The sequence below is a fragment of the Robiginitalea aestuariiviva genome, from assembly GCF_029537735.1.
Taxonomy (GTDB): domain Bacteria; phylum Bacteroidota; class Bacteroidia; order Flavobacteriales; family Flavobacteriaceae; genus Robiginitalea; species Robiginitalea aestuariiviva.
In genome coordinates, this window is the sequence record NZ_JARPUQ010000002.1 from 570502 (window position 1) to 593464 (window position 22963).

The 22963-nt window shown below is 57.5% G+C and carries 18 protein-coding genes; 6 read left to right on the forward strand and 12 right to left on the reverse strand.

Going from position 1 to position 22963, the window contains the following annotated elements:
* Positions 1-7: 7 nt before the first annotated feature.
* Positions 8-811 (reverse strand): HAD family hydrolase, encoded by an 804-nt coding sequence (locus OZ410_RS09400; RefSeq protein ID WP_277707699.1) that lies wholly within the window; start codon positions 809-811, stop codon positions 8-10.
* 85 nt (positions 812-896) lie between these two features.
* On the opposite strand from OZ410_RS09400, the gene OZ410_RS09405 reads away from it, so the two are divergent.
* Complete coding sequence (locus OZ410_RS09405; RefSeq protein ID WP_277707700.1) at positions 897-1319, forward strand: secondary thiamine-phosphate synthase enzyme YjbQ; 423 nt, start codon at positions 897-899, stop codon at positions 1317-1319.
* A 48-nt stretch (positions 1320-1367) separates the two neighbouring features.
* Here the strand turns inward: OZ410_RS09405 and rplT are convergent, their stop codons facing one another.
* The 5 genes from rplT to OZ410_RS09430 form a co-directional block, all read right to left on the reverse strand.
* A complete protein-coding gene (rplT, locus tag OZ410_RS09410; protein WP_277707702.1) occupies positions 1368-1712 on the reverse strand; it encodes a 50S ribosomal protein L20 in 345 nt (114 codons plus the stop codon).
* Between the two features lie 90 nt (positions 1713-1802).
* Positions 1803-2000: a 50S ribosomal protein L35 gene (gene rpmI / locus OZ410_RS09415; RefSeq protein ID WP_277707704.1), complete on the reverse strand. Its 198-nt coding sequence runs from the start codon at positions 1998-2000 to the stop codon at positions 1803-1805.
* A gap of 41 nt (positions 2001-2041) precedes the next feature.
* Positions 2042-2554, reverse strand: a complete 513-nt coding sequence (gene infC, locus OZ410_RS09420) for a translation initiation factor IF-3 (RefSeq protein WP_277707706.1) — start codon at positions 2552-2554, stop codon at positions 2042-2044.
* 71 nt (positions 2555-2625) lie between these two features.
* Entirely contained in the window at positions 2626-4566 is a 1941-nt protein-coding gene (thrS, locus tag OZ410_RS09425) for a threonine--tRNA ligase (protein ID WP_277707707.1), read from the reverse strand.
* A 78-nt stretch (positions 4567-4644) separates the two neighbouring features.
* On the reverse strand, positions 4645-4884 hold the full coding sequence (locus tag OZ410_RS09430) for a DUF6095 family protein (RefSeq protein ID WP_277707708.1): 240 nt from the start codon (positions 4882-4884) through the stop codon (positions 4645-4647).
* 109 nt (positions 4885-4993) lie between these two features.
* Between OZ410_RS09430 and OZ410_RS09435 the strand changes: the two genes are divergently transcribed.
* On the forward strand, positions 4994-6136 hold the full coding sequence (locus OZ410_RS09435) for a glycerate kinase (protein WP_277707709.1): 1143 nt from the start codon (positions 4994-4996) through the stop codon (positions 6134-6136).
* Here OZ410_RS09435 and OZ410_RS09440 read toward each other — a convergent pair.
* The 5 genes from OZ410_RS09440 to OZ410_RS09460 all read right to left on the reverse strand — a co-directional run bounded on the left by OZ410_RS09440 (position 6123) and on the right by OZ410_RS09460 (position 14524).
* Positions 6123-7019, reverse strand: coding sequence for a DUF4249 family protein (locus OZ410_RS09440; protein ID WP_277707710.1), 897 nt, complete (start codon positions 7017-7019; stop codon positions 6123-6125). The genes OZ410_RS09435 and OZ410_RS09440 overlap by 14 nt on opposite strands.
* A gap of 8 nt (positions 7020-7027) precedes the next feature.
* Positions 7028-7927, reverse strand: coding sequence for a DUF4249 family protein (locus tag OZ410_RS09445; RefSeq protein WP_277707711.1), 900 nt, complete (start codon positions 7925-7927; stop codon positions 7028-7030).
* On the reverse strand, positions 7928-10330 hold the full coding sequence (locus OZ410_RS09450; RefSeq protein WP_277707712.1) for a TonB-dependent receptor: 2403 nt from the start codon (positions 10328-10330) through the stop codon (positions 7928-7930).
* Between the two features lie 79 nt (positions 10331-10409).
* Positions 10410-12632: an NADP-dependent isocitrate dehydrogenase gene (locus OZ410_RS09455; protein WP_277707713.1), complete on the reverse strand. Its 2223-nt coding sequence runs from the start codon at positions 12630-12632 to the stop codon at positions 10410-10412.
* Positions 12633-13255: 623 nt separating this feature from the next.
* Entirely contained in the window at positions 13256-14524 is a 1269-nt protein-coding gene (locus OZ410_RS09460) for a carboxypeptidase-like regulatory domain-containing protein (protein WP_277707714.1), read from the reverse strand.
* Positions 14525-14678: 154 nt separating this feature from the next.
* Between OZ410_RS09460 and OZ410_RS09465 the strand changes: the two genes are divergently transcribed.
* The 3 genes from OZ410_RS09465 to OZ410_RS09475 all read left to right on the forward strand — a co-directional run bounded on the left by OZ410_RS09465 (position 14679) and on the right by OZ410_RS09475 (position 18170).
* Positions 14679-15941, forward strand: coding sequence for an aminotransferase class V-fold PLP-dependent enzyme (locus OZ410_RS09465; protein ID WP_277707715.1), 1263 nt, complete (start codon positions 14679-14681; stop codon positions 15939-15941).
* Between the two features lie 109 nt (positions 15942-16050).
* Entirely contained in the window at positions 16051-16539 is a 489-nt protein-coding gene (locus OZ410_RS09470) for a DoxX family membrane protein (protein WP_277707716.1), read from the forward strand.
* Positions 16536-18170: a Gfo/Idh/MocA family protein gene (locus tag OZ410_RS09475; RefSeq protein WP_277707717.1), complete on the forward strand. Its 1635-nt coding sequence runs from the start codon at positions 16536-16538 to the stop codon at positions 18168-18170. Before OZ410_RS09470 ends, OZ410_RS09475 begins: the two co-directional genes overlap by 4 nt.
* A gap of 590 nt (positions 18171-18760) precedes the next feature.
* On the opposite strand, the gene OZ410_RS09480 is transcribed toward OZ410_RS09475, so the two are convergent.
* Positions 18761-21220 (reverse strand): M14 family zinc carboxypeptidase, encoded by a 2460-nt coding sequence (locus OZ410_RS09480; RefSeq protein ID WP_277707718.1) that lies wholly within the window; start codon positions 21218-21220, stop codon positions 18761-18763.
* Positions 21221-21344: 124 nt separating this feature from the next.
* Between OZ410_RS09480 and bshC the strand changes: the two genes are divergently transcribed.
* Positions 21345-22949 carry a bacillithiol biosynthesis cysteine-adding enzyme BshC gene (gene bshC, locus OZ410_RS09485; protein WP_277707719.1) on the forward strand — a complete coding sequence of 535 codons (1605 nt, stop codon included), beginning with the start codon at positions 21345-21347 and terminating at the stop codon, positions 22947-22949.
* Positions 22950-22963: the final 14 nt, after the last annotated feature.

A 22963-nucleotide genomic window follows, 5' to 3' on the forward strand; every position in this document is an offset into this window, starting at 1 on the left:
TAATTCATCAGGAGTGCTGCCGCACCAGGGTTTCCAGCATCTGCTCCACCCCATAGGCATCATTGCTGGCGGTATGGAAGCGGGCCGCCTGTTTTACATTAGGGTGGGCGTTGGCCATGGCCACGCTGTAATCCGAAAGGGCCATCATTTCCAGGTCGTTATTGAAATCCCCGAAAACCATCACCTGGTCGCGGCCCAGGCCCCGTTCCGCCAGCAGGCGTTCCAGGGCGTGCCCCTTATGGGCCTCGGGGTGGGATACATCCACCCAGTGGTTGCCGGAGACCTTTACCTTCAATTCGGATTCCAGGTCCCGGAAGGCGGGGTAAATGTGGCGTTCCGAGCTTTCAAAATGGTAGATAGCCACTTTCAAAACCGGTTCTTCCACCGCAATCAGGGTATCCGTCAGGGTATAGTCCGTATAGTATTCCTTCAACAGGGTCAGGAAGTCTTCGGAGGTGCCCCGCACAAAGGCGCCGGAGGCGGCGCAGAGCACCGGGTGGGCATTCCCAACGCTATACGCCCGGTCCAGAATGGCCCGCAGGTGCTGGCGGGGCAGGGGGGTGGTGAGCAGGGTCTGTTCCCGGTACCGCATCAGGGCGCCGTTTTCGGCGATAAAGACAATGCGGTCCCTTAGGGGGTGCAGTTTGTCCACCATGCTGTGGTACTGCCGGCCGCTGGCGGCCACCAGCTCAATCCCCCGGGCTTCCAGTTCCTGGTACAGCCCAAAGAACCGGTCGCTCACCTCGTGCCGTGAATTCAGCAGGGTGCCGTCCATATCGGTAACTACCATTCGGATGTTGCTCAGGTCCATAGCAGGGGTTTGCGGGTGCAAAGGTATTTTTTATCCGTAACTTCAGGCAGGGAATTTAAAAATATCCCCCAGAACGCCCAACCCTATGGCCTGGATTCAGCGCGAATTCCGACTCCCTCCCTTTCGCAGGGGCTTCCACCTGATCACCGATGCGGTGACCGGGCAGCTCCCCGAATTGCAGGAATTTTCCGTGGGCTTGCTGCATGTCTTTGTGAAGCATACTTCAGCCAGCCTTACGGTAAACGAGAACGCGGACCCCACCGTCCGTATGGACTTTGAAAGCCATTTTAATGCCACGGTACCGGAGAACGCTCCCTACTACCGGCATACCCTGGAGGGGCCGGACGATATGCCGGCCCACCTGAAGGCCTCCCTGCTGGGCCACAGCGTGCAGTTGCCCGTGCGCCGGGGGCGGTTATGCCTGGGTACCTGGCAGGGGATTTACCTCTGCGAACACCGGGATGCCGCCAGTGGGAGGTACCTGGTGCTTACCCTTTGGGGGGAATAAAAAAACCCCGGCGCATGGCCGGGGTTTTCCGAGATATCCTGTTGGGATTTATTTTACCTTGTCCACAATGGCTTTGAACGCATCCGGGTGGTTCATCGCCAGGTCTGCGAGTACCTTGCGGTTCAGCTCAATGTCGTTCGCTTTCACTTTCCCCATAAACTCCGAGTAGGACATGCCGTGGAGGCGGGCTCCGGCATTGATCCGGGCAATCCACAGGGCGCGGAAGCTGCGTTTTTTGTTACGGCGGTCGCGGTAGGCATACACCATCGCTTTTTCTACCGCATTCTTGGCAACGGTCCAGACGTTCTTACGCCGGCCGAAATACCCCTTGGCCTGCTTCATCACTTTTTTGCGGCGGGCTCTAGAGGCAACTGAATTTACTGATCTTGGCATTTTGTGTTACGTTTTTTTGTAGCAGGCGCTCCCGGGGTTACGGGAATCTTTAGGGCCTGGCTCCAGGGTTAAACTTTTACCGGCTGCAGCTTACTTAAGCCGCAGTTGTTCCATGATGCTTTGCTCATCGGCCTTATCCACCAGGGTGCTGTGCGTGAGGCGCAGTTTGCGCTTCTTCGACTTCTTGGTAAGGATGTGGCTCTTGTAAGCGTGCTTCCTTTTGATCTTTCCAGAACCGGTAAGCTTAAAACGCTTTTTGGCACTGGATTTGGTTTTCATCTTGGGCATTGTCTCGCTTGTTACAAGTTACTATATCGGGATATCTCGAACTATTTCTTGTTGGTTTTGGGGGCGATGAACATGGTCATCCGCTTCCCTTCCAACTTGGGCATCTGCTCTACCTTGCCGAAGTCCTCCAGGTCCTGGGCCAGGCGAAGGAGCAGAATTTCCCCTTTCTCCTTATACACGATGGAACGTCCTTTGAAGAACACAAATGCCTTTAATTTGGCACCTTCCTTCAGGAATTTTTCCGCGTGTTTCTTTTTGAAATCGTAATCGTGGTCGTCCGTGTTGGGGCCGAACCGGATTTCCTTGACCACCACCTTGGTCGCTTTGGCCTTCATGGCCTTTTCCCGCTTTTTCTGCTCGTACAGGAACTTTTTATAGTCCATGATCTTGCAGACGGGCGGGTCCGCAGTGGGGGAGATTTCAACCAGGTCTGTCCCGATTTCCTCAGCTTTGCTCAGAGCTTCCTTAATGCTGTAAACACCCATTTCGACATTATCCCCGACCAGGCGTACCTTGGGCGCGGTGATCTTGTCGTTAATCTTGTGAGGGTTCATGTTTTCCCTCTGAGGTCTGGGCCGGAATCTTCTTCGTATTGCTATGGCTAAAGGGTTTTAAATTCTACCTGTTAAAATGTTTTTAGGGTACCGCTTATCTCCTTGGTGATCAAGTCGGCAAAGGCGTCGGGGGTTATAGCCCCGAGGTCTTCCCCGCCATGACGGCGTACGGAAAGGGTACCGTCCTGCATCTCCTGGTCGCCTACAATCACCATGAAGGGGTATTTCCCCATTTCGGCTTCCCGAATCTTTTTTCCCACGGTTTCACTGCGGGCATCCAAGAGGGCGCGAATTTCGTGATTTTCCAGCGATTTTAAAACTTTTTCGGCATATTTTTCATGCTTCTCACTGACGGGCAGTACAATAGCCTGTTCCGGGGTCAGCCAGAGCGGGAAATTCCCGCCGGTGTGTTCCAGCAGCAGGGCCACAAAGCGCTCCAGGCTGCCAAAAGGCGCACGGTGGATCATCACCGGGCGGTGCAGTTCGTTATCGCTGCCCTTGTAGGTGAGGTCAAAACGCTCGGGCAGGTTGTAGTCTACCTGTATAGTCCCCAGTTGCCATTGGCGCCCCAGGGCATCTTTCACCATAAAGTCCAGCTTGGGCCCGTAAAATGCGGCTTCCCCGGGTTCGATCACAAAGTCCAGCCCCTTTTCGGTGGCCGCATTGATGATGGCTTGCTCCGCTTTCTCCCAGTTGTCCGTATCCCCGATGTATTTCTCAGGGTTTTCGGGGTCGCGCACCGAGACCTGGGCCGTGAAATTTTCAAAGCCCAGCGACCCCAGCACATACAGGGAGAGGTCAATCACGTTTTTAAACTCCTGGTCCAGCTGCTCGTGGGTACAGAATATGTGGGCGTCGTCCTGGGTAAAGCCCCGGACGCGGGTAAGCCCGTGCAGCTCCCCGCTTTGTTCGTACCGGTATACCGTACCGAATTCCGCATACCGCTTGGGAAGTTCCCGGTAAGAGAAGGGTTTAGCCCGGTAGATCTCGCAGTGGTGCGGGCAGTTCATGGGTTTCAGCAGGAATTCCTCATCTTCCTTGGGGGTGTGGATGGGCTGGAAGCTGTCCTCCCCGTATTTGGCGTAGTGCCCGGAGGTCACATAGAGTTCCTTTTGGCCAATATGGGGCGATACCACCATTTCGTACCCGGCCTTTTTCTGGGCCGCCTTCAGGAACTGCTCCAGGCGTTCCCTGAGGGCCGCCCCCTTGGGCAGCCAGAGCGGCAGGCCCTGGCCCACGCGGGGCGAAAAGGTAAAGAGCTCCAATTCCCGACCCAGCTTGCGGTGGTCCCGTTTTTTAGCCTCTTCCAGCAGCTCCAGGTATTCGGTAAGTTCCTTCTGTTTCGGGAAACTGATGCCGTAGACCCGGGTGAGTTGGGGGCGGTTTTCGTCCCCCCGCCAGTAGGCCCCGGCTACGTTCAGGATCTTAAAGGCCTTGATCAGGCCGGTGTTGGGGATGTGGCCCCCCCGGCACAGGTCCGTGAAGGTATCATGGTCGCAGAAGGTGATGTCCCCGTCCTGCAGGTTCTCGATCAGCTCCAGTTTGTAGGGGTTCTCCTGTTTGCGGTAAAACGCCAGGGCATCGGTCTTGGAAACCTCACGCATCTTAAAATCGTGTTTGCCGCGGGCAATTTCCAGGGCCTTCTTCTCGATGGCCGGGAAGTCTTTTTCGGATACGGTGTGCTCCCCAAAGTCCACATCGTAGTAGAAGCCGGCATCAATGGCCGGGCCAATGGTGAGCTTGATCCCGGGGTAGAGTTCTTCAAGGGCCTGGGCCATGACGTGGGAAGAGGAATGCCAGAAGGCCTTTTTCCCCTCCTCGTCGTTCCAGGTGTAGAGCACCAGGGCCCCGTCTTCCTCCAAAGGGGTTACGGTTTCTACCTTGCGGTTGTTGAAACGGGCACTGATAACATTCCGGGCCAGGCCTTCGCTGATGCCCCGGGCCACATCCAGAGGGGTGCTCCCTTTGGGGTGGCTTACTTTCTTGCCGTCGGGCAGGGTGATTTCGATCATATCGGTAGGCGTGATGCGGCTCCAAAGATACGCTGCTCCCGCGTCCTATACAACCGCAAAAGGGATGGGTTTGGGGGGTTAGCGGCCCTTTGCGGGGGCGTCCGCAAAGAGGGCCCGCATCAGGGTGCGGATGCCGCGGAACCCCATAAAAATGGCACCTCCGGCCAGCAGCAGCCCGATTATCAAAACAGGAATAAATAACGGATGGTCCTCATTCTTAAAGGCCTGATACAGGAATACCGGCCCGGCAAAGAGCAACAGCAGGGTAATCAGCAGGCGGCGCAGGCCTTTCATCAAAAGGGTTTTGTCGGTGGCCAAGAAACAGGTTTTTCACAAAGGTAGGGGTTTTGTGCCAACGCCCTTTGCCCGCGGCGCGTTTCCTGCCGATAGGTTATCTTTAGGGGGCAACGCCAAACCCCATCGCCTTATGCATATTGTGCTGATCCCGGACAAATTCAAAGGTTCCCTCACCGCTGCCCAGGTACGAGAAGCCCTGATGGCCGGGGTGCGCACGCACCTGCCCGAGGCGCGCTTCACGGCTTTTGAAGCCTCGGACGGGGGAGACGGTTTCCTGGATGCCGTGGCAGCCGTACGCCCGCTGCAGCGGCTGGAGGCCACGGTTTCGGACCCGCTGGGCCGCCCTGTGAAAGCGGCCTTTGGATGGGACCCTGAACAGGGAGAAGCCTTTGTGGAAATGGCGGCTGCCTCCGGCCTGGTATTGCTTTCTGAAGCAGAGCGCGATGCGATGCGAACCCATACCCGGGGCACCGGGGAATTGATCCGGGCCGCTTTGGATGCTGGGGCGCATACGGTATATGTGGGCCTGGGGGGTAGTGCCACCTCGGACGGGGGTACCGGCCTGGCTGCTGCCCTGGGGTACGCCTTTCTGGATGCCAGCGGCAAAACGGTGGAACCCTGCGGGGGGAACCTCTCCCGTATGGTTGCCATCCGGCCTCCTGAAGGCCCGGTACTGCCGGAAGGCACCCGCATTTTTGCCGTAAACGATGTGTCCAACCCCCTTTGGGGGCCCAACGGGGCAGCCCGGGTCTACGCCCCCCAGAAAGGGGCGGGACCGGAGCAGGTACGATTGCTCGATGCAGGGCTGCGCCACCTGGACGCCCTGGTGCAAAGGGACCTGGGGTCCGACCAGGGGAAGTTGGCAGGCGCCGGGGCAGCCGGGGGTACGGCCTTTGGCCTGCGCGCCTTCCTGGGGGCCGAATTCCTGTCCGGGACCCATTACCTCTTCCGGATTACCGGCTTTGCGGAACACCTTACCGCAGCGCCGGTAGACCTGATCCTGACCGGGGAGGGCAAGATTGACGGGCAAAGTCTGCAGGGGAAACTACTGGATGGGGTATTACAGGAAGCGGCCCCCAGGGGGATCCCTGTGGTGGCGGTATGCGGGGCCTGCGATGCCCCGCTGGAAGACCTGAAGGCCCTGGGCCTGAAAGACCTCCTGGTTACGGCAGACCCCGGCAGGGACCTGGCCTGGAATATGGCGCACGGGTTTGAGCAGGTGCAACGCACCATGGCCGCCTATGCCAGCCGCCACCTGCCTATTGGATCGTAATCTGGGCGCGGTCCACTTCCACGATGGCAAAATAGCCCAGGGGGAAGGTGTCGGGCCGGCCGGTATTGTCAAAGAGGTCGCGGTTGTCGATATCGGTCACATCCACCAGGTTGCCCCGCACTGTAGCGGCCGGGGTCTGGAAGGGTCCCTGCTGGTCGCTTTGGACAATGAGTTCATCCATGTAGGCATAAAAGGCCGCATCCGCCCCCATCAGCTCCACCGTCTTTACCGTTCCCGGCTCAATGGGTTCCTCGTAGAAATATGAAAACTGGAAGAACTGCCCCTGGTAGAAAGTGTCCTCGGTTACCAGGAACAGGCCGGGGTCAAACTGGAACAGGTAATGGTCCACGGTAGTCCCGGGGTCTGTAAAGGCCACAATCACCTCGGTTTCGTCTCCCTCCAGCAGGGTAGCGCGCCCCTGCACCAGAAAATCGATGGGTGCCACGGGCTGGTACCAGGTTTGCGCCAGGTATTGCCGCCCCCGGTGCCGCAGCTGAAGGGTAAACCGCACCTCTGCATTCAGGAAAACCGTGGGGATGCGCTGGTCGAAGGTGGCGTTGGGGTCCGGGATGTACACCCCGCTACCCGGGGTTTCCTCGGCCAGGGAGGAGGTAAAGGATTCGATGAGTTGGTCCCCATCGAAGCGTTCTACCTGAATCAGGATGTTTTCGGCCTGGGTTACCGGTACCGGCTCGAAGAACCCAGCCGATTCCCGCAAGGTGATCCGGACGGGCACATAGGCTTCTGCAGGGTCCACCCGGATCAGGCCGTCCACAATCAGCCGGGGTTCGGCCTCCGGGGTGTCCACCTCGATCACGTCTTCGCAGCCACTGGCAAGGGGTAGCCAGAGCAAAAACAGCAGGAGGAAGCGTCTGGACAACATAAGGCGGGTTATGGAATAGTAATGGAATCCCGGAATTCCTGTACGATGGCAAAATAGCCCAGGGGGAAGACCTCGGGTTGCCCCGTACTGTCAAAGCGGTCGATGTTGTTCAGCCCGGTCACGTCAAACACATTCCCCCGTACCGTGGCCACGGGGGTCTGGAAGGGGTTGTTCTGGTCCTGAGATTGTTGTACCAGCAGGTTCATGTAGTTATAGAACTGTTGGTCCGCCCCCAGGATGCCCACCTCCAGGACGGTGCCCGGGGCAAAGCTTTGGTCGTAGAAATAAGAGAAGCCAAAGGTCTGCCCTTTGTAAAAGGTATCTTCCGTGGGCAGGTATTCCCCAAACCCCAGGTCCAGGATGTAGAAATTGTCCTGGTCCGGCAGGTCCGTATAGGTTACCTGCAGTTCCGTTTCGTCTGCTTCAAAGAGGGAATCCTCGCCCAGGGCCAGCTGGTCGATAGGGACGGAGGGCGCGTAACGGGTCTGTGCGGCATACCTTCGTCCGTTCCTGGTGATGACCAGGGTGTAGAGTGCGTCTTCATTCACGATACTGGTGGCAATGCGCTCGTCTACATCGCCGGGTACCACTACCGGGATGTAGACCCCGTTGCCTTCCGGACTCAGCTCCAGTTCCGAATTGCCCGTTTCCACGCTGCCGTCCGCCTTGAAGACCTGCAGGATGATGGTCACCTCCTCGGCATCGTCTACCGGGCGGATCTCCCCGAAGAAGGAAGCTGTTTCGCTCAGGCGGATGGCTACCGGCAGGTACTGCTGGGTGGTGTCTACCCGGATAAGCCCCTCCACGATCAGCCGGGTCTCGGTTTCCGGGGTTTCCACCTCGATCACGTCCTCGCACCCCGTCAGGCCCAACAGGGCCAGCACTGCTATCCCAATCCACTGTTTCATCTAAAAACGGAAATTATAGGTTACCGAGGGCACGATCCCGAAGATGGAGGTTCGGATGGCTTCGTTCCGCCCGGTATCCTGGTTTTGCCTGAAATTGATGGACGCCGCATTATAGCGGTTGTATACGTTGTAAATGCTGAACACCCACTCGCCCTTTACCTTCTTTCCCGGGCGGATGGGCCGCAGCGTGGCCGCTATATCCAGGCGGTGGTAGTCCGGCAGGCGCTGCACGTTGCGCAGGCCGTAGTAGGGTACCACCAGCCCTTCAAACTGGAATTGCCCCACCGGGTAATTGGTGGGTTGCCCGGACTGGTAGATGAAATTGGAGTTGAGGCTCCAGCGGTCGCTGAGGCGAAAGCTCCCGTAGACCGAAACGTCATGGCGCTTGTCATAAGGGGTGTAGTACCACTGCCCGAAGTTGATGCCGGGCTCCTCTACGGTGCGCCCGGTGTCCGTCAGGGTGTTGCGGCCCGGGGTGCGCTGTTCGGATTTGGACAGGGTGTAGGCCAGCCAGCCGGTAAACCGCCCCGTGTTTTTGCGCAGCAGCAGCTCCCAGCCATAGGCCCGGGCTTCCCCGTTCAGGATCACCTGCTCAATGGCCTCATTGGCAATCAGGTTGGCCCCGTCAATGTAATCGATGCGGTTGTCCACCGTCTTGTAGAACACTTCGGACTCCAGGCTGTAGGCGCCCCCGCCAAAATTCCGGAAATACCCCAGGGCGTACTGGTCCAGCAGTTGGGGGCGGGTATAGGGCCCGCTCGGGGTCCACACATCCAAAGGGGTAGGGGAGTTGGTGTTGGACAACAGGTGGAGGTACTGGGCCATGCGGGTGTAGCTGGCCTTCACGGAAGCCCGGTCACTCAGGGTATAGGCCACGGAGAGCCTGGGCTCCAGATTCAGGAATTTCTCCAGGGTTTGGAAGCGGTCGGCGCGTAAGGTATCTATCGGGGTACCCTCCTGGTAGACCAGGCTGAATTCGTCAAAATCCACCGGGTTGTCATTCGCATATACGTAGAACTCGTCCTGCCCCAGGCGGTTAAACTGGCTAATGCGCAGCCCATATCCCACACTCAGCTTTGGGGTCAGTTCCTGGGTTACATCGGCATAAATGGCATTTTCATTCGCGTATTTTTTGACCAGCTGTTCCTCCACAATCCCGGAGGAGGGCTTGTTGGGGCTGATGCGCCCCGGGTTAAAGACGTAGTAGGTGTTGTGCATCCCGTAATTCAGCTGGAAGCTGTCGCTCAGGTAGTGTTTCAGGTCGTATTTCAGGTTGAAATTCCGGATGCCCGAATTCCACTCAAACCCTACAAAATCCAGCTCCAGCCCATAGTAATAGTCGGAGTAGATCAGAGAGAGGTTTGAAAAGAGTTTGTCTGAAAACAGGTGGTTCCACCGGAAATTCACCACCGCGTTCCCGTAGGTGTTCACAAAGAGGTCGGCAATACTAAAGAGGTCCCGCCCGAAATACCCGGAGAGGTAGAGGTTGTTGCGGGCGTTGATTCTATAGTTCAGCTTGGTATTCAAATCGTAGAAATACGCCTTGTTGTCCAGGTCAAACAGGGGCAGGAACAAATGGGCGTAAGAAGCGCGACCCCCCACCAGGAAGGCGGACTGGTCCTGTACAATGGGTCCCTCGGCCAACAACCGGCTGGCCACAGCCCCGATCCCGCCATTCATCCGGAAGGCTTTGCTGTTCCCCTCCTTCTGGTAGATGTCCAGCACGGAGGAAACCCGCCCCCCGTACCGGGCCGGGATCCCGCCCTTGAAGAGTTTTACATCCTTGATGGCATCGGGGTTAAAGACGGAGAAAAAACCAAAGAGGTGGGAAGAGTTAAAGATGGTGGCCTCGTCCAGCAGGATCAGGTTCTGGTCTGCGGCCCCGCCACGCACGTTAAAACCGCTGGAGGCTTCCCCGGCATTGGTAACTCCGGGCAGCAGCAAAATGGATTTGATCACATCGGCCTCGCCCAGCACCACGGGGATGTTCTTGATGGTGGCCGCCTGCAGGGTGGCCACACTCATCTGGGGTTCCCGGATGTCGAGTCGCTCCGCGTCGTCGGTTACCACTACCTCCTCCAATTCCTCGGCCTGGGGTTCCAGGCTCAGGCTCAGGCGGCGGTCCTGGTCAAAAACGATCTCCCTGCGCACCTCCTGGAAGCCCAGGTAGCGGAAAACCACCTGGTAGGTGCCTTCCGGCAGGGTCAGGGAATAAAAGCCATATTCGTTGGTAACGGCCCCGGATCGCAGTTCCGGGACCAGGATGCTCACCCCGATCAGGGTCTCGCCCGTGCCCGCTTCGGTCAGGGTGCCACTTAGGGTATACCGGTTCTGGGCCAGCAGGCCTGTGGAGAGCAGGAGCATAAGCCCGGGCAGGAGTTGGTTGCAAAGGAAGCGCTTCATGCGGCGGTTTAGGGAGGTAGGTGGTCTGAGCCTTAAAAATAACAAAGCCCCGGTTCTCCGGGGCTTTTTTAACGTTTTCTTAGTCCAGCTGGGCCAGGATGCCGTTCAGCGTCTGGCTGGGCCGCATGGCCCGGTCGGTCAAGCCCGGGTCCGGCAGGTAATACCCGCCAATGTCCTGCGGTTTGCCCTGGGCATCCAGCAGCTCCTGCAAAATGGTATCGCAGGCCTTGCGCATGGCCTCGGCTACCGGACGGAAAATACCGGCCAGGGCGGCATCGTCTGCCTGGGCGGCCAGGGCCTCGGCCCAGTAGAGCGCCAGGTAAAAGTGGCTGCCGCGGGTATCCAGCTCCCCGGTTTTTCGGGAGGGGGAGCGGTTTTCCTCCAGGAATTGTTCGGTGGCCACGTCCAGGGCTGCGGCCAGGATGCCCGCACGGGGGGTGTCGTTCTTTTGTCCGTAGTGCTCCAGGGAAACGGCCAGGGCCATGAATTCCCCCAGGGAATCCCAGCGCAGGTGGCCTTCTTCCAGGAATTGCTCCACGTGTTTGGGTGCAGAACCCCCGGCTCCGGTTTCAAACAGCCCGCCCCCGTTCATCAGGGGGACAATAGAGAGCATCTTAGCGCTGGTGCCCACTTCCAGGATGGGGAAGAGGTCCGTCAGGTAATCCCGCAACACGTTTCCGGTAACGGAGATGGTGTCCTGCCCTTTGCGGATGCGTTCCAGGGTGTACCGGGTGGCTTCTACCGGAGACATCACCCGGATGTCCAGTTCCCTGCGGGTGGCTTCCGGCAGGTAGGCGTCTACCTTGGCGATCAGTTCCCGGTCGTGGGCCCGCTCCGGGTCCAGCCAGAAGACGGCCGGGGTCTGGGAGAGGCGGGCGCGTTCCACAGCCAGCTGAATCCAGTTTTGCACAGGCAGGTCCTTCACCTGACACATCCGCCAGATATCCCCTGCGTGCACGCTGTGTTCCAGCAGGGTGTTGCCCGTGGCCGTATCCACCACCCGGACCACACCGTCTCCGCTGATCTCAAAAGTCTTATCGTGGGAGCCGTATTCCTCGGCTTTCTGGGCCATCAGCCCCACGTTGGGCACGGTGCCCATGGTGCGGGGGTCCAGGGCCCCGTTGGCCTTACAGTCCGCAATGGTAGCTGCATAAACCCCGGCATAGCTGCTGTCCGGGATCACGGCTTTGGTGTCCTGCGCTTTACCGTCTGCATTCCACATCTGCCCGGAGTTCCGGATCATAGCCGGCATGGAGGCATCGATAATCACATCGCTGGGTACGTGCAGGTTGGTGATGCCCTTGTCGGAATTTACCATGGCCAGGTCCGGCCCGTCTTCCAGGGCCTGTTCGATGGCCCCGCGAATGGCCTTGGCCTGGGCTTCGGGAAGTTTGTCCAGGTCTGCTAGCAGGCTTTCCAGCCCGTCGTTGGCATTGATGCCGGCGGCCTCCAGGTCGGCCCCGTAGCGTTCAAAGACCGATTTAAAATAGGTGCGCACCACATGGCCGAAAATGATGGGGTCTGATACCTTCATCATGGTGGCCTTGAGGTGGACCGAAAATAATACGCCCTGGGCCCTGGCTTCTGCCACCTGTTGCTCCAGGAAGGCCAGCAGGGCTTGTTTTTCCATCACACTGGCGTCGATGATCTCGCCTTCAAGTACAGGAAGGGATGCTTTCAGGGTCTGTGTGCTGCCGTCGGCACCCACCCATTCAATATTCAGGCTGGTGGCCTGCCCCAGGGTTACAGACTTTTCGTTGGATTTGAAATCCCCGGACGTCATGTGGGCCACATGGCTTTTGGAATCTGCCGTCCAGGCCCCCATGCTGTGCGGGTTCTTTCGGGCGTAGTTTTTTACGGGTTTCGGGGCGCGGCGGTCGGAGTTTCCTTCCCGCAGGACCGGGTTTACCGCACTGCCCTTCACCTTGTCGTAGCGCGCTTTGATGGATTTTTCCTCGTCGGTGCGGGCTTCTGCCGGGTAATCGGGCAAGCCGTATCCCTTTTGCTGCAATTCGGCAATAGCTTCTTCCAGCTGCGGGATGGAGGCACTGATGTTCGGGAGTTTAATGATATTAGCTTCCGGTTGCTTGGCCAGTTCCCCCAGGAATTCCAGGTCGTTTTCCACGCGCTGGTCTTCGGTCAGGTATTCGGGAAATACCGAAAGGATTCGCGCAGCCAGCGAAATATCCTTGGTGGTTACCTGTATCCCGGCATTTTGTGCAAAGGCCTGTACGATGGGAAGGAAGGAGGCTGTGGCCAGGGCCGGGGCCTCGTCAGTTTTGGTGTAGTGGATGGTCGCCATGAATCAGATCGGGTTAAAGCGCTGCAAATATACAACTTTCGCAATGCTTGTGAACCCGTTTGGCAAAAGCGCTGAAACACAATCGGAATGCATTGCCCTGGGTGCCCAAAAAGCGAAAGCCATATCATTGCAACGGGTACATTGATATGGCTTCCTTAAACAGCTTGCAGCTTTTTTTGCCGAACCTTGGTCCTGCTTTGCAACCATGGGTTGCCTGCGTGGCTGTCTGACGTTTGGCGCTGCCGGCATTTGCACAAAGGTTTTGTGCGTTTCCGGTAGTTCCTTTTCGTTGCTTAGCACGGTCTATCTTACATGGTAAACCGGAGTTTTCCGCGTAACATACAGGTGCCCACCTTTGCCAGTGACTACAGCCCTCCGACATCGGCTCGAATGTTTGCTTACGGTAGGATCTACCGTTGGCTTGCATTCTATTCAACTTTACAAAGAACGTCTGCTTCGTAGTAATCGTTACACATGTATCATGGACTGATTACCGGTTCGATTACGTAGCCTAAAGTAGACGAATAATCCTCATTTCCAAAATTATAGCCCAAAAAACAATTGACACCTTATGAACCGCAGATATCAACAATTGTTCATAACCAAATCGATTCAGGAGGAGGTCAGCGGCGATCCTCACGCCGCAGTTGCCGCTGGATCTTGCGGATGGCAGATTCAATGGATTTGTCCGGCTCTATTATATTGTATTCCCCCCAGAAATCCGGATCGGAAAAGCCTTCTGCCGCATCGCTCAGGATTATGGAGGATTTCACCCGGTCGCGCAACCGGGGTACAATCCCGTCCGGGTTGGGTTCCCAATCCGTCACGGCCATCTCCAGGCTCAGGCTGTAAACCGAGTTAAAGAGCCTGCGGTCCCAGTCAACCTTGAATTCCAGCAGGGCGTTGCTATAGGAATAATACCATCGCCCGTCCTGTTCCCGATAGTCTACCCGATAAGAGATCTGGGTAGGGGTTACCTGCACATTGGCCGGCTTGCGGCGCACAAACATCCTGCTGGCCATGGCCTCGTCCGTGATGTTCAGGGAGTATATGGCGCTGGTAAGCACCTTGCGTTCGGCATCGATATACAGCCGCCCGCGGAACATGGGTTCCAGGATGGACTCCCGCTGCCGGAAACCAATTACGTAAACCAGGCGGTCGTCCACGGTCGTATTGCGCTCATAAAAGAACTGGTAATCGTCTATGTATTCGGCAGACAGGAGGTAGTCCGGATACTTCATCACATCCACAAAAAGGGCATTAAAAGGGCCGCCCTGCAATTTCAGGGCTACCGTGTCCAGGCGGGAGTAATCCGTGCTTTTACGCGCCTTGTAGAGTTCCACGGCATCCTGCCGGTCCGAGGTGTAGGGCGCTTTGTAGATCTGTACCACGGCTTCGGCCAGGGAGGCATTCCGCCGCCGTTTTTTGATGGTTTCCCGGTAAAAGGCGGTCATTTTAACCGGCTTGTCCAGGTAGTTTTCCCCTTTTTTGCGGAGGGCGTCCTTTACCAGCTGGGTGGCATCGGCCGGGGCGGCCACGTTTACTTCAGGCAGGGAAGTCACAGAAACGCTCAGCGATATTTCAAGGGGTTCCCGGCCGAAGGCCGATAAGGGGATCTGCCGGCTTCGGTACCCCAGGTAGGTCACTACTATGCGCCCTTCCTCCAGGTCCGGCGGGACCTTCAGCAGGAATTCACCTTCGGCGTTGGTCACCGTGGTGAGGTTTTGTCCTTCCAGGGCCAGGGAAGCAAAGACCAGGGGGTCTCCGTTTTGCGAATCCACCACCACGCCCTGCAGGGCCCTGTAATCCTGGGGCTCCCCAGAGGCTTCCTGGGAGCGGGCCGGATACCAGGCCAGGCATCCGAGCATTATGAGGGTCATCAATCGTTTCACAGCAATTCATTTACGGGTAGGCCCGGGATGGGAACCCGGGAAGTTTCCTACTCTAAAGGTACTCAATTTTTGGTTTTTCTTCAAGGGGTTGGGCCCATGGGACAGGCTGTAATTTCCAGGATTTCTTATCTTGGGGGGAACCAACCTGAACCCAATGGACAAACGCCATTTCCTGAGGCACCTGGGGGTCGCCACCCTGGCCTCGCCCCTGCTGCTTTCCGCCCTCCCATCCGGGCCGGCTGTGGAAGAGCCCTGGCCGGACCCCTCGGACGAAGCCGCATTCTGGGCCCGCGTGCGCCTGGATTATGAACTCAAGCCGGACTACATCAACCTCGAGAGCGGATATTACAACATCATTCCCAGGCCCACCCTCCAATATTTCCTGGAGCAGGTGCGAATGGTGAATTACGAAGGTTCCCATTATATGCGTACCGTGCAATGGGAAAACAAGAAACAGATGGCGGCCCGACTGGCTGCCCTGATAAATGCACCGGCAGATACTGTGGTAATTACCCGCAATACCACTGAATCGCTGGACCTGGTTATTGGCGGATACCCCTGGAAACAGGGCGATGAAGCCGTTTTTGCCGAACAGGATTACGGCGCCATGCAGATGCAGTTCCAGCAGGTGGCTGCCCGTCATGGGGTGGTCAACCGGGTAGTTTCCCTGCCCCAGCACCCGACTTCGGATGAGGAGATCGTCGCCCTGTACGAGGCGGCCATTACCCCCCGCACCCGCTTGCTGATGGTGTGTCATATGGTGAACATTACCGGGCAGATCCTTCCGGTTCGCAAGATATGTGACATGGCTCACCGCCATGGGGTGGAGGTCATGGTGGACGGGGCTCACAGCGTGGCCCACCACCAGGTAGACCTGCAGGCCCTGGATTGCGACTATTACGGCTCCAGCCTCCACAAGTGGCTGGCAACCCCCCTGGGGGCCGGCCTGCTATACGTGAAAAAGCCACACATTTCGAAAATATGGCCGCTTTTGGCCGAACACCACCGGGAGCCCTCGGATATTGGAAGGCTAAACCACACCGGGACCCACCCGGTGCATACGGACCTGGCCATTGCGGCGTCCCTGGATTATCTGGAGCGCCTGGGCCCGGCCCGGAAAGAGGCACGGCTCAGGGCCTTGCAGCGCTATTGGACGGAGCAGCTCCGGGGCGTGTCCGGAGTGCTGGTCAATACCCCGGAAGACCCGGCCCGCCATTGCGGTATCGGGAATGTGGGGATTGAAGGCATGGATCCGGTAGCCATGGCAAAAGACCTTTTGGAGCACCACGGCATCTTTACGGTAGGGATCCGGGATGCGGGGGTTTGGGGCTGTCGCATCACCCCCAATGTCTTTACAACCCACGCGGAACTGGACCAACTGGTAGAAGCAGTCACCCAGATGGCCCGTACCCACTAACACGCTTAAAAACCTGATCCTTATCATACAAATTGCAACAGCCCTCCCGTACCTTGGAGGCTTGAAACCCAACCAAAAACCATTCTGAAACCCTAAAACCGCTTATATAATGACCACAATCCAAAACAACCCGAAGCTGGCCACGGGCCTGGTATTGCTTCGGGTCTTTATCGGCTGGCATTTCCTTTACGAGGGAATCGTGAAGGTCTACAACCCGGACTGGACCAGTTTCGGGTACCTGGCCTCGGCCCAGGGGCCCTTCAAGTCCGTTTTCGGGGCCCTGACCTCGGAAGCCGTGCTGCCCTGGGTAGATACCCTTAACTGGCTGGCCCTGGTGTTTGTCGGCATCACCCTGATCCTGGGGGTGTTCGAGAAAGCCGGAGCCGTGGCAGGCATGGTCCTGCTCGCCCTGTATTACCTGGCACACCCGTCCTTTCCCGGGCTGGAGCAGCTCAATGCCGAAGGCAGCTACTGGCTGGTAAATAAGAACCTAATTGAAATGGTGGCCTGTTACGTCCTGTTCCTGCAGCCCACCGGGGGCTGTTTTGGCCTCCAACGTGTTTTAAATGCATCCAAAACCAAAACTGAAAAATCATGAGTTGGACCCGAAGAGAAGCCCTGCTGGGCCTGGGGGGAATCCCCATCCTGGGAGCCATTTGGTGGGCCGGAGCCCGCGGGACGGTCGGCAAGCGCCGGGAGCGCGAAGCCATCCTGGAAACCCTGAACATACAGCCTTCCCTGCCGCCGGCCGTACCGGCCATTGGGGGAGAACCGGTTAAAGTCGGTATTATTGGCTTTGGCATCCGGGGCGAACAGCTCTGTCGTGCCCTGGGGTATGCCACAGACGAATGGGTGGCTGCCATGGAGGAGGCCACCGCCCTGGCCAAAGAGGAAGGTCGCCCCTTTACCGCCCTGGAGGATTTCCGAAACCAGGACCCCCTGAACGTTCGAATTGTGGGGGTATGCGATATTTTTGATGCGCGTGCCCAAAAGGCCATGAAATCCTTTTCCACGGAAGAACAACAGGTTAAACGGTATAGAACGTATACGGAAATGATCGGCAGCGGGGAGGTGGAAGCCGTGGTGGTGGCCACCCCGGACCACTGGCACGCCCCCATTGCCATGGAAGCCCTGCGCAATAATGTGCATGTGTATGTGGAGAAGCCCATGACCCACAATCTTTCCGAAACCTATGAATTAAGGGATGTGGCCCTGGCCTCGGATGCCATCCTGCAAGTAGGGCACCAGCACCGGCAGACCCTGAGCTTTAAAACGGCCCAGGACATCATTGGCAAGGGCATATTGGGGCATGTGTCCCTGATAACCACCAATACCAACCGGAACGATGACAACGGGGCCTGGAATTATGCGATCGACTCGCAGGCGAACCCGGATACCATAGACTGGGCTCAGTTTATCGGCAATGCGCCGGAGATCCCCTTCAATAAGAACCACTTCTTCCGCTGGCGGAAATGGTGGGCCTACGGTTCCGGCCTCTCCGGTGACCTGCTCACCCACGACTATGACCGGTTGAATTGCGTGCTGCGGATGGGTATCCCCCAATCCGTTACGGCTTCCGGAGGCATTTACACCCACCGGGACGGCCGCAACGTGCCGGATGTGCTGCAGGCCAATATGGAATTCCCGGATTTCAGCACTGGCAGCAGCCAGGCCAATGGCAAGGAGAAGGGGATGACCTTTGTCTATAGCGCCACCCTTGGCAACGGCTTTAACCGCCCCACCATGCTTATGGGGCACGACGGCAGCATGGAGTTAGGCAACCGCCTGACCATCTGGCCGGACGGGCGTTCCACTCGTTTCGCGGAATATCTGGAGGCAGGCAAAATGCAGCCCCAAAGCCCGATTTACCATTACAACCCTGCCGCCACGGCCCTGGATGGGGTCTCTTCGGCCACTTCCCAGTACTTCGCGGATAAGGGCCTGATGTGGACCTATATTGACGGCCGACGGGTAGACTCTACCTTCCTGCACATGCGGGAATGGCTGAGCGCTATCCGCAATAACGGGCCGGTAAGCTGTGGCATTCAGGAAGGTTTCGAGGAAGCCATTACTGCCCATATGGTTGGGCTTTCATGGAAACTCGGACGCCGGGTAGAATGGGATGCAGAAGCCCAGCGCGTAAAGCCCATAGACGAATTGGATCTGGATGCTGCCCTGCTTGAAAGCCCGCCCGGAGTAGGTCAGTACGCGCCAGATGTGGTGACCTGATCCACAAGCAAAGGACACATGATTAACCAAGGCCCGGGGATCAGGCCTTGAGGTTTAAAGATGCATGTGATGTAAGGCTCAAAGCGCCCGGGAAGCTATATTCCCCGGTGTTTTGGGCCTTATCTTTTTGGGTTTTGGGAGATTGTGAATTATGATGCAGATTGGGCCTGGGCGGGGGAAAGGCCCCAAATCCCCGGACCAAAGATCGTCGGTAATCTCGCAGTTGCCTTGCATGCCTGACGGAAAGAATATGGGGGGACTGTCTTCTTAAACGGGTTTTTGGGGTAGTGGAAAGGCCCCAAATCCCCGGGGGCAAGTTCGGTTTTTACCCTGCAATGGCAATGCTGCGGCAGCCTAGATAAATGGGGATCTTTGGGCCAAAACGAAAGTTGGAGGCAGGGGAAAGCCCCCAAAACCCCGGGTGCAAACTAAGTTTTGATCCTGCAACAGCCTTGCATTGATAGGATTTATGCAGGGAAGGATAGGGACTACAACGTTATTAGGGAAAAGGGGAAAGTGCCCCAAAACCCCGGGTGCAAACTAACCGCTAACCCTGCAACAACCCATCGGAAACCCGGGATTCCCCAGGCTTAATCCAGCATAAACAGGGCATTGGCAAAGAACAGCTTCCCGTTCTCCCAGAATCCCCGGAAAAGGGGGTTGTCGGCCAGATATACCACCTGCCCGCGCCCATGGGCTTCCACCCCAAACACCAGGCTGCCGGAAATGTCCTTTAGGGCTTCGCTGCCGGCAAACCCGGCCACGGGTCTGGCATTGGGTTCCAGGTACGCCACAGTGCCGGAGGCAAGCCGTTCGTAAGCGCGGTTACCCAGTTTCAGGCTAAAGTAGGAGTCTGCATACCCAAAGGCCAGGGGGTGGGTGGGGTCTACCCGGGTCTGGAAAACGGCCCCAGTGATGGCCGATTTTATGCCTTCCCGCCGTCCCTGCGCGTAAGGGGTGATGGCATCCGTATCGGTTGCCTGAGGCCCTCCGGCCTTGGCGCGAACCCCGAAACCCTGTTCCCCGCCCAGGGCATCCAGGGCTTCCCCCATGGCGATCAGGCGCCCGCCCCCTGCAACCCATTGTTTCAGGCGGCCCTTGCGCTCTGGAGTCAGAAAGCGGCGGTAGCCGCGCCCCCCGGGTAATACCAGCACGTCATAATTTTCCAGTTTGGCCCGGTCCCAGAAGTCGGCATCCAGTACCGTAAGGGGGTAGTGGAGCTGTTGTTCAAAGAAGTGCCATACCTCCCCGAAACGCAAAGTTGAGGTGGGTTCTCCCGCCAGTACCCCAATCCGGGCTTTGGGGATCATGCCCACTGAACGGGAACCAAAATCCGAGCCGGCATCTACAAAGCCCCCGCTCACAGGGGTAAGCGGTTTGCTATGGGCCAGGGCAATTTTCTTAAGGGTGGCAGTAAATCCGGGGTGGTTTCTATTGTCTCCTTTTTGGATCAGCAGGGTGCCCGGTGCCCAGGCCTGCCCTGCAGTCTCCATGGGGTGGGTGATCCGTCGCACGCGGATCCCTTCCTGCAGCAGGGCGGCCAGAAAACGGGCATCTGCCATGCTGTTCCAGTCGGTCAGGTAGCCGTAAGCACTTTCCGTAAAGGCTGGTTTCACCTGCGGTTCCCGGGTTTCTAAGGTGTGGGGCACTTCCGCTTCGGAGGCCAGGGCATCCAACCCGTAGGCATAGGGGAGGGACCAGGCGGTGATGTCGTAGGTCAGGGAATCGCTCAGGCGGGCATCGGGTTCAAAAAGGACCTTCACCAGGCGACCCTTGGGCTGGCGGGTGGGCACCACCAGGGCGTCGGCATCCAGCCGCATACTGCCCGCTGCCTGGTTCCGGTAGTTAAAGCCGCGGGCTGTACCGGGGCGGGCATGCCCATACCGGATGTTGTGACGGTTCAGCAATTCGGTCAGGGCGTCCAGCTGGTCCGGGTTGCCGCGCATTACATAGCTTTTGTATTTGAAATTCCCCGGGTTGGCGTAGTAATTCCGGAACTCTGAGGTCAGGGCCCCGGCATTTCCGGCGGCTACCTCAACCGTACTGAGTCCGGTGGTCAGGTGATGGGCAATCCGGTCTTTCAGCGTCAGGGTATCACCCGTAGCGGTAATGACCCCCAGGCCAGCCACGCCGCCACCCCCTTGCTCGTAAGTCATGCCTATAGCCCCGTTGTAGGTGGGGTAGGTGTCCCCGTAACTGGGGTAAAACAGGTCAAATACCTCCTTGGTGAAATAATACCAGCCGTTGGCGTCAAAATACCGGGCATGGTTGCGCCCTATGGTTTCCTGGAAACGCCGTTGGAACCCGGTAATCACTTCGTGGTAAGGCTCGGCAGCCGGGGCAAAGTAGTAGGGGGCATTCATACTTTGTTCGTGGAAATCCACATGGATATGCGGCATCCATTGCTGGTATTTGGCCAGGCGCTGGCGGCTCTCCACCTGGGTAAGCCAGGCCCAGTCCCGGTTCAGGTCGAACATGTAATGGTTGCTGCGCCCGTTCCACCAGCCTTCCTGGTGCTCTTTACTCTCCGGATTGGGCTGGTAGGGGGTATTTTTATATTGGTTGTACCAGTTTACATATCGGTCGCGCCCATCCGGGTTAATACAGGGATCCAGAATTACCACAGCGTGCTCCAGGTAGTCCTGGCGCGAGGTCAGTAATTCGTACAGGGTCTGCATGGAGGCCTCTGTGCTGACACTTTCATTTCCGTGTACATTGTAGCTGAGCCATACAACGGGGATATCCGATTTTCCCTGGCCTTCCAGGGCTTTCAGGTGCTCCTGCCGGATGGTCTCCAAATTTGTCATATGGGTTGAGGAACCGACAATGGCCACCATCAGCGGGCGGCGTTCATTGGTTTTTCCATAGGTTTCCAGCCGTACCTGCCCGGGCCGGGCTGCGGCCACATGCCGGTAGTACTCCACCACCTCGTGGTGCCGCGTAAACTGGGACCCCAGGGGGTATCCTAAAAATTCTTCAGGGGATTGCAGGTCTTGTCCGGCCGCCTGCCAGCTTAGCAAAATGGCAATCAGGTAAAGCAAGTGTTTCATGGTATCGGGTAAATGAACTTCAAAACTACGGAATCCGCCAAAACCCCCGGTCGGACCATCTTAACTTATTTTTTAAGAATTGTCCGCCACCGGTACCTTATCTTTGAGCCGCTGAAACCATTCCATGCGCGCAGAAGGCATCCCATTCACGCAAACCGGGTTTTTCTCGGACCTCATCACGGACTACCTGCAGGATTCCCCCAGCCTGGCCCCTTATTACCACCGCCGGCCGGACCTCACGGCTTTTAAGGAGCAGCTGCGTGAAAAAGCAGGGCAGTACCCCATGGCGCATCGGGAAGTTCTGTCAGAAGTGTTGCAGGAGCAGTACCGGGGCGTGGATATTTCCGAGGCCACGGCCGGGCACCTGGAGGTCCTGACCTCCCCGGATACCTTTACGGTGGTTACCGGACACCAGCTGAACCTCTTTACGGGCCCCCTTTATTTCCATTATAAAATTGCTTCTGCCATTGTGCTTTGCCGGCAATTGAAAGAAGCCTTTCCTGAGCGGAACTTCGTGCCGGTTTACTGGATGGCCACAGAGGACCACGACTTTGACGAGATCAGCCACTTTAATGTAAACGGGAAGGAATTCCGATGGAACCGCCCTTCCGGAGGAGCTGTGGGCCGCATGGATACCCAGGGGCTGGAAGCCGTGGAGGAGGCCTTGGGCCAGGAACTCGGTGGCGGTAAGGCGGCCCGGGAATTGCAGGAACTTTTTCATGAAGCCTACCTGAAACACCCCAACCTGTCAGCAGCCACGCGCTACCTCGCCAATAAGCTCTTTGGAGCCTATGGGCTGGTGATCCTGGATGCGGACCACCCCAAACTGAAGGCCCTTTTCACCCCCTATATGCAGGAAGACCTGCTACAAAACCGGGCCCATGCCGTGGTAGGGCAAACGGCCAAAAACCTGTCGGAAGTCCGGGATACCTATCCGATACAGGTAACCCCCCGGGAGATCAACCTGTTTTACCTGGACCAAAACGGGCGGCACCGCCTGGTACGGGAGGGGGATACGTACGGGGTGCTGGATACCGACCTGCGCTTCACCCGGGAAGCCTTGCTGGAAACCCTGGACCAACATCCGGAGCGGTTTTCCCCCAATGTGATCCTGCGGCCGCTCTACCAGGAGGTGATCCTGCCCAACCTTTGCTACATTGGAGGTGGTGGGGAACTGGCCTACTGGCTGGAGCTGAAGGATTTCTTCGATGCCAGCGGCCAGGCCTTTCCCATCCTGCTCTTGCGCAATGCTGCCCTGGTGCTTTCTGAGAAACAGGTGGGGAAGGCTGAAAAACTGGGCGTTTCCCTGCAGGAATTGTTCCTGGACAAGAACCGGCTGATCAACCGGAAAATCCGCGAAATTTCCAACATCGATATCGATTTTACCCCCCAGCGGGAACACCTGCAGCAGCAATTTAAGGCCCTGTACCACCTGGCCGACCAGACCGATCCGACCTTCCTGGGGGCTGTAAAAGCCCAGGAAGTGAAACAACTCAAAGGCCTGGATAAGCTGGAAAAGCGCCTCCTTAAGGCGCAGAAGCACAAGCTGGCCGACCATGTGGAGCGCCTCTCCGAACTCCACCATGCCCTTTTTCCCTATGGCAATCTGCAGGAGCGCAGCCGTAATTTTGCGGAGGCCTACCTGGAAATCGGGGCCGACTGGCCGGGTATCCTCCTGGACCATTTTGAGCCCCTTGGCGGGGAATTTACCCTGCTTATTTATCCCTGATTGCGCCATAAAGC

Excerpts from the sequence above, each read along its gene's own strand:
- OZ410_RS09400 (WP_277707699.1), bottom strand. The coding sequence starts at position 811 with ATGGACCTGAGCAACATCCGAATGGTAGTTACCGATATGGACGGCACC.
- OZ410_RS09405 (WP_277707700.1), top strand. The coding sequence starts at position 897 with ATGGCCTGGATTCAGCGCGAATTCCGACTCCCTCCCTTTCGCAGGGGC.
- rplT (WP_277707702.1), bottom strand. The coding sequence starts at position 1,712 with ATGCCAAGATCAGTAAATTCAGTTGCCTCTAGAGCCCGCCGCAAAAAA.
- rpmI (WP_277707704.1), bottom strand. The coding sequence starts at position 2,000 with ATGCCCAAGATGAAAACCAAATCCAGTGCCAAAAAGCGTTTTAAGCTT.
- infC (WP_277707706.1), bottom strand. The coding sequence starts at position 2,554 with ATGAACCCTCACAAGATTAACGACAAGATCACCGCGCCCAAGGTACGC.
- thrS (WP_277707707.1), bottom strand. The coding sequence starts at position 4,566 with ATGATCGAAATCACCCTGCCCGACGGCAAGAAAGTAAGCCACCCCAAA.
- OZ410_RS09435 (WP_277707709.1), top strand. The coding sequence starts at position 4,994 with ATGCATATTGTGCTGATCCCGGACAAATTCAAAGGTTCCCTCACCGCT.
- OZ410_RS09440 (WP_277707710.1), bottom strand. The coding sequence starts at position 7,019 with ATGTTGTCCAGACGCTTCCTCCTGCTGTTTTTGCTCTGGCTACCCCTT.
- OZ410_RS09445 (WP_277707711.1), bottom strand. The coding sequence starts at position 7,927 with ATGAAACAGTGGATTGGGATAGCAGTGCTGGCCCTGTTGGGCCTGACG.
- OZ410_RS09450 (WP_277707712.1), bottom strand. The coding sequence starts at position 10,330 with ATGAAGCGCTTCCTTTGCAACCAACTCCTGCCCGGGCTTATGCTCCTG.
- OZ410_RS09455 (WP_277707713.1), bottom strand. The coding sequence starts at position 12,632 with ATGGCGACCATCCACTACACCAAAACTGACGAGGCCCCGGCCCTGGCC.
- OZ410_RS09465 (WP_277707715.1), top strand. The coding sequence starts at position 14,679 with ATGGACAAACGCCATTTCCTGAGGCACCTGGGGGTCGCCACCCTGGCC.
- OZ410_RS09470 (WP_277707716.1), top strand. The coding sequence starts at position 16,051 with ATGACCACAATCCAAAACAACCCGAAGCTGGCCACGGGCCTGGTATTG.
- OZ410_RS09475 (WP_277707717.1), top strand. The coding sequence starts at position 16,536 with ATGAGTTGGACCCGAAGAGAAGCCCTGCTGGGCCTGGGGGGAATCCCC.
- OZ410_RS09480 (WP_277707718.1), bottom strand. The coding sequence starts at position 21,220 with ATGAAACACTTGCTTTACCTGATTGCCATTTTGCTAAGCTGGCAGGCG.
- bshC (WP_277707719.1), top strand. The coding sequence starts at position 21,345 with ATGCGCGCAGAAGGCATCCCATTCACGCAAACCGGGTTTTTCTCGGAC.